5 protein-coding genes are annotated in these 5972 nt (G+C 54.6%); 4 read left to right on the top strand and 1 reads right to left on the bottom strand.

What is annotated here, in order from left to right; translation table 11 throughout:
• The first annotated feature begins 310 nt into the window (after positions 1 to 310).
• From AC221Y_RS19100 to AC221Y_RS19090, 3 genes are all read left to right on the top strand, one after another.
• Positions 311 to 1708 carry an AAA family ATPase gene (locus AC221Y_RS19100; RefSeq protein WP_299758431.1) on the top strand — a complete coding sequence of 466 codons (1398 nt, stop codon included), beginning with the start codon at positions 311 to 313 and terminating at the stop codon, positions 1706 to 1708.
• Positions 1695 to 2798, top strand: coding sequence for a ParB/RepB/Spo0J family partition protein (locus tag AC221Y_RS19095; protein ID WP_299758429.1), 1104 nt, complete (start codon positions 1695 to 1697; stop codon positions 2796 to 2798). Before AC221Y_RS19100 ends, AC221Y_RS19095 begins: the two co-directional genes overlap by 14 nt.
• Before the next feature lie 309 nt (positions 2799 to 3107).
• Positions 3108 to 4127, top strand: a complete 1020-nt coding sequence (locus tag AC221Y_RS19090; protein WP_299758427.1) for a nucleotidyltransferase family protein — start codon at positions 3108 to 3110, stop codon at positions 4125 to 4127.
• A 112-nt stretch (positions 4128 to 4239) separates the two neighbouring features.
• On the opposite strand, the gene AC221Y_RS19085 is transcribed toward AC221Y_RS19090, so the two are convergent.
• Positions 4240 to 5406, bottom strand: coding sequence for a tyrosine-type recombinase/integrase (locus AC221Y_RS19085; RefSeq protein ID WP_486708049.1), 1167 nt, complete (start codon positions 5404 to 5406; stop codon positions 4240 to 4242).
• A 58-nt stretch (positions 5407 to 5464) separates the two neighbouring features.
• Between AC221Y_RS19085 and AC221Y_RS19080 the strand changes: the two genes are divergently transcribed.
• Positions 5465 to 5848: a hypothetical protein gene (locus tag AC221Y_RS19080; RefSeq protein WP_486708048.1), complete on the top strand. Its 384-nt coding sequence runs from the start codon at positions 5465 to 5467 to the stop codon at positions 5846 to 5848.
• Positions 5849 to 5972: the final 124 nt, after the last annotated feature.

Genomic DNA, 5972 nt, shown 5'->3' with positions numbered 1-5972 from the left:
TTATAGTGCCTAATAGGGGCATTAGACTATATATCCTGCGAATCAGTCCCCTATGGCCCGGCTTTGGGCGCTCTTTGTCCTGTAACAGGGTCCCCTACGCCCTGTAACTGGGCACCAAAGATGGTCTAATAGATTGATAAGTAACGGTAACCAGCACATAAAGTCCTTAAAGTATCCAAATAAATTAAACAGATGATCATGTGTTTTTTTCTGATATTTAGGATTTCGCGGGCTATAGATTTCCAATTTCGATTTGATGTGCGATAGTTTACTAAGAACTTGGTAAATGTCCTAACATTGGCGAGAACGCATGACATCTTCGTTTAAACCGGATGTACCACCCTATTTTGGTATTGATCCAGCCGCTGCTGCCGCGAAGCTATCTCTTCCTAGCGACACGGCGCGATTCGCGCGAGCGGCAACATTTGCGGCCAAGGGGCGTGATGAGCTGAAAAGGGGCGGTCATGCCCCTGATGGGTTCAAGCGACTTCGGAAGTTTTCGACATGGGAAATCTGTCGCTACTTGATCCCCGTGGCTCCAGCACATTTTCGCAGGGTCCTCAAAGCCCACTCTGATCTTCCACAAGGCGCAGGCGAAGGGAATTCGAAATGGTTCTCTCTGTCAGAGGTCATCGCTTTGCGCGATCATTTTGCGACCGAGGGAGCGGCCAACCGGGAATACCGCCCCTACCGGCCTGAAGGTGCTGATGCCAAGGTTGTGGCGGTGGCCAACTTCAAGGGTGGTGTGGGCAAAACGTCTACCTGTGCGCACCTGGCCATGAGTGCTGCTTTGGATGGATACAAGGTGTTGGTGATCGATCTGGACAGTCAGGGCTCGATGACGAGCATTATGGGGGGGCAGGTTGAAGATGAATGGCAAACAGCGTTTCCGATTCTGGCCCGGGATTTTGCGCTCCACCTAAAGGGCGAGAATAAGGTGCGTGCAGCGCGTGGTGAGCCAGAAATTCAGCTTGACGAAACCCTGACAGAAGCCGCCGAGGTTTCGCCGCGAAACCTTATTCAGAATACCCACTGGCCCAACATTGACCTGATTGGAGCGCAGCTTAACCTTTATTGGGCAGAGTTTCAGGTACCAGTTTGGCGCATGCAATCAGGCTCTTGGGCGCTATGGGATGGGTTGCTGAATGGTCTAACCGACAGTGGTATTTTGCAGGACTATGACATCATTTTGCTCGATACCCCCCCTGCCCTCGGCTACCTGACGATCAACGCGCTCTCCGCGGCTGATATACTTCTCGTTCCGCTTGGCGCGTCGTTCCTTGAATTTGATTCCACAGGTCGTTTTTTTGATATGCTCTATTCGACTTTTGCCAGCATTGAGGATGGTGAAAACTCACAGCGGCGCAAGCACGGGCTCGAAGACATTCGATTTGAATGGGACGCTGTCCGAACGCTAATCACCCGATTTGATGCGGCGCAACAGACGGACATGGCGAATGTCATCCAAGCTTATTTTGGTGACCTCATGACGACTTTCCGTCAGGATTTGACGGCGATGGTTGGACAGGCGGGTGAGCAGGTAAACGGTATTTACGAAGCGGATTACCGGGAATTCAACCGGGAAACCTATGTCCGAGGCCGCGAAACGTTTGATCGAACCTGGGCTGAAGTGAAAGAGATAATACTCGGCGCATGGTGGCGTGATCAACAAGAACTAAAGGCGGAGGGGTCGAATGGCCAAGCGTAGAAAAGTCTCGACACCAAGTGCCGATGATCTGACTCGGTTCGAGGAAGAGTTTCGCCGCGAAACCCCAAGCCGCCCATCTGGGGCGATGGCCCCAATTTCGAAGGTGTCGGCAGAGGTCGCGATGGCGCGTGAAATATCCTCTCCCGAAGAGCGTGCCGAACAGGCCCGTGAAAAGTCAGATGCAGAGGCACATCGCAGCGCGACCGAACAAGGTCGGATCATTCAAGAGCTGACACTCGATAGCATTATGGATGATGCCATGGTGCGTGACAGAATGGTTTTGGATCAGGGGGAAATGGAGGAGCTGAAGCTATCGATCGCGGCCCATGGTCTGCGTCTTCCGATTGAGGTCTTTGCTCGCGAACCAGACAGTATCAGTCCCCGACCATTTGGTCTGCTATCGGGCTACCGCCGCCTGCGTGCTGTCCGAGACCTACTCGCACTCACAAATCACGAAAAATACCTGACGATCAAGGCGCTGGTTCGCAATCCCGACGATCTTGGCGGAGCGTTTGCTGCGATGGTCGAGGAGAATGAGGTCCGTTCTAGCCTTTCCCATTTTGAACGTGGGCGCATAGCGGTGATCGCGGCCCAGCAAGGGGTTTTCCATAGTGCAGAGGACGCGGTAGCAAATATGTTCAGCACCGCATCAAAGGCGAAGCGGTCCAAGATCAGATCTTTCTCACTGATCTTTGAAGAGCTCGGTGACATGTTGCAATTCCCAGATAGCCTGAAGGAAAAAGACGGTTTGCGGTTGGCCACAGCGCTGCGCAACGGTGCTGAATCGCGATTGCGGGACGTTCTTGCAGGCGGGCAGGGAACCAGTGCGGAGCTTGAATGGTCGGTATTAGAGCAGGTTATTGATGAGTTTGAGAAAGATGCTGGCCCTGGAACCAAAGGAGGGCGCCCAAAGATAAACTCTCCTCTGTCAGGATGGCAGGAGCAGGACACATTGCATCTTTCGAACGGCATCAGCATTCAACGCTCACATGACCGCCGCGGCCACCTAATCCGGATATCGGGGTCGGAGGTGGATCAGGTCCTGATTGAGAAGGCGATGGAAAATTTGCGCTACCTGTTTGAAAACTGATTTTCGAGCCTAAACCAGTCGAATTTGACCAGAAGGACTGCGAGCCTGCATTTTGTAAGCGGGCGTTCTTCTTGTGATAGCAGAGCTTCAGCAGTGACAAAATAGTGGAGTCGGGCGGGTAGTCGCGGGATATAGTCCAGAACGTGGGGCAGGAGACCTGCATCCAAGGTGCAGTTTTTTGGGGTCGCCGCAATGAAAACGGAAGCGTATTACAGCCCGCATTATTTGGAATCTTCAACTAATCTGTTTATTGTTGAACATGGCGCTATGCTCAACGGTAATAAGTTTTGTTGAACACGAGGTGTGGCAATGATTGATAGGCATTCGGTAACAGCGCATTCAACTTATCACGATTTGCGCCGCTCACTCTTGGACGAAGCGTCATCAAGTATCCGTGGAACACCCACACGAGTCGACCGAAATGGAAAGATCTATTGGTACGACAGCTATCGTATTGGCTCGGACGTGCGTAAAAACTATATTGGCGAGGAAAGCCCTGAGCTTAGCGGGCGTCTCGATGACCTCAAAGCTCTCCGCCAAGGTGTTAAAGACCGCAATAAGCATCGGACGCGACTAATACGCATATTACGGGCCGAGGGGTTTCAGGGTGTAGATGCCGCGACCGGCAGCCTGATGTCAGCTTTGGCCGGGGCCGGCGTGTTTCGCCTCGGCGGCACAGTCGTGGAAACGCACGCATTTAGGCTCTATGAAGGCGTTTTGGGCGTTCGGTATAGCATCGACGATATGGCTCAAACCGGTGACATCGACATTGCAAGTTTCGAGCACCTGTCGCTGGCCTTGGAAGATGTCGGCGCACCGCCATTGCTGGAGGTGCTGGGTGATTTTTCTTTTGCGCCGGTTCCAAGTAGTGACGACAATGGGGTTTGGCGCTGGCGCCAAACCCGAAATGATCTGATGGTCGAATTTCTGACACCGTCCTTCGAGGAAGTAGAGGGTATCCGCCCTTTGGCAGGGCTTGGCGTGAACGCGCAGTCACTGCATCACCTGAACTATCTGATTGCCGACCCTATCAGGGCCGTTGCGGTTTACCGCGGTGGTGTTCTGGTGCAGGTCCCGCGGCCGGAGCGGTTTGCAATTCACAAGCTGATCATTGCAGACCGCCGGCAGGACGGGGCTGACAGCCTGAAAGCCGAGAAAGATCGGCTGCAGGCGGCATTTTTGATCGAGGTGTTGGCGGAAGATCGACCGGATGAGCTTTTGGAAGCCTATGTAGACGCTCGTGAGGCGGGGCCTGGGTGGCAGGAGCGTTTGGATGCAACGCTGGACCGTCTTCCAAGAGTTAAGGGTGTCCTGGCGGGTCTTTCATAGGGCTACGTGCAATTTTTAGTGTAGTAACCAGCATGCTGACCTGTATTCCTGTGGATATTTCACAGAATAGAGGCGCAGCGATGCTGGTTCTTGCCTGCGAACAACTGCCGCCCTACAGCCCGGCGGCCTTGGTCAGATTAACGCGGAACCTATCGCGGCGACGCTGATACCTGCGGGTCATTTCCGCCGAAGCATGGCCCAAGTGTCTATGTATATAGCGTTCGTCAACCTCAGCGCTGGACGCGAGACCAGCCCGCAAGCTGTGCCCAGAATACAAAGCGAGGCGCTCTTTCTCGGGCAGATCGCTCCGAATGCCAGCGTCCAGCACAGTTTGTTTGATCAGCCTTGCGACGTGTTTGCTGGAAAGGCGGTCCTCAAGAACACGCTTGTTGTCGCGTGCCGTGCGTCGAAACAGCGGTCCAAAGTCGATTTTGGCGAAATGAAGCCATTGCTCCAGCGCGTGCACTGGACAGGTTTGCTCAGCAGACCCTCGGCCAATCTCAACTTCCCGCCATCCGGTTTTACCGCGCAGGACCAGAATGGCCCCTTCGTCTTCGATTTCGACCCAACCGCGGCTGTCGGTGGCGCTGTCGGTGCTCCCGAGGTCGTCGCGGCTGTGATCAAGGCAAACAATTTCGGAGCGTCTGAGACCGCCCGCATAGCCGATCAGCAGAATAGCGCGGTCCCTGAGCCCGCGCAGATCAAAGGGCAGGGTGGCCACCATGGCGCGGATGTCTTCGGCCAATACTGCTTCCTTTTGCACCGGAGGCCGCGCGTGCTTGCGCCGGATGCCTGCCAGCACGGTGGCAATGTGGCGATCTTTCCGATCAAGCGTGAAGCCACGCTGCTGGTAGTGCCAAACAAGGCCTGACAAGCGGCGTTCAATGGTTGAGACCGCAAGAGGCCGCACCGCCGCCTGCGGCCGCGTACGGCCCGCTGAGAGGGCAGGGGCCCCATCCTGAGGGGCGGCACAGTCGGTAATATACAGGCCAATCAGTTGAGAATCAGGGGCGTTGCCACCAAACGGGTCTGCGCCGCGCCTGCGGCACCACCGCGTAAAATGCTCCCAGTCCTTCTTGTAGGCTTTGTTGGTGTTCTCTGCCGTTGCCTGGGCGGCATAGGCGCGTGCGGTGTCGACCAGCCGATCAAGCGTCCCTGATCCGGCGACATGAGAGGGCAGGGCGATAGCGTCGTTTTGCGCTTCCTGTCTCTCGTCGATCTTGTCAGTGTTGGGGCGTTGCGTTGGGTTTGCGGTCGATTTATCGTTGTTTTCTGGCATATCTGTTGGGTATCATATTTATGTCCGATAATGCAAACTTATTGGACGTAAAACGATCGTGCAAGCCGCGGCGGTTATTGCGACATTTACTGATCTAAAGCGCCGTGCGCGATGGGCCTGTCCCGATCAAACAACTGCCAATCCTGATCTGAGCGATACCCAAGCCCTACATCTGTTGCCGCGCTGGGTCACGTCTGCACCGGGCCAAGGCACTGATAGTGTGGCATTGTCGTCCAGTGCCGCGCTGGCATTGCGAGATGGGGTGTTCCGAAATCCAGGCGGACCATTGTCCGGCAGCTTTACTGTGGGATCGGTTGGCTTTGGAGGCCGTAAACTCTCGTTACGTATGAGGGAGCATCGGGGGGCAGGTCATGACAAATGGCTCAATCGCTTGGGAGTTGGAGCCTACTGGCGATGGAACTTTGATCAGGGTCCAATCTGAGTTTTCTCCAAAGACGGGGAGAGTTTATACGGCTGAACGAATGAATTCAATTTGGTCGACCCACTGTGATATGTTGGAAGTGGAAGCTAACTCGCGCTGACATTTGGGCAATCAGTACTATTGG

The organism is Boseongicola sp., assembly GCF_057460485.1.
Note: the sequence above shows the minus strand (reverse complement) of the source record. Positions and strands in the feature narration are given on the sequence as shown.

Coding starts and splice junctions, on each gene's coding strand:
- AC221Y_RS19100 (WP_299758431.1), top strand. CDS start 311: ATGACATCTTCGTTTAAACCGGATGTACCACCCTATTTTGGTATTGAT.
- AC221Y_RS19095 (WP_299758429.1), top strand. CDS start 1,695: ATGGCCAAGCGTAGAAAAGTCTCGACACCAAGTGCCGATGATCTGACT.
- AC221Y_RS19090 (WP_299758427.1), top strand. CDS start 3,108: ATGATTGATAGGCATTCGGTAACAGCGCATTCAACTTATCACGATTTG.
- AC221Y_RS19085 (WP_486708049.1), bottom strand. CDS start 5,406: ATGCCAGAAAACAACGATAAATCGACCGCAAACCCAACGCAACGCCCC.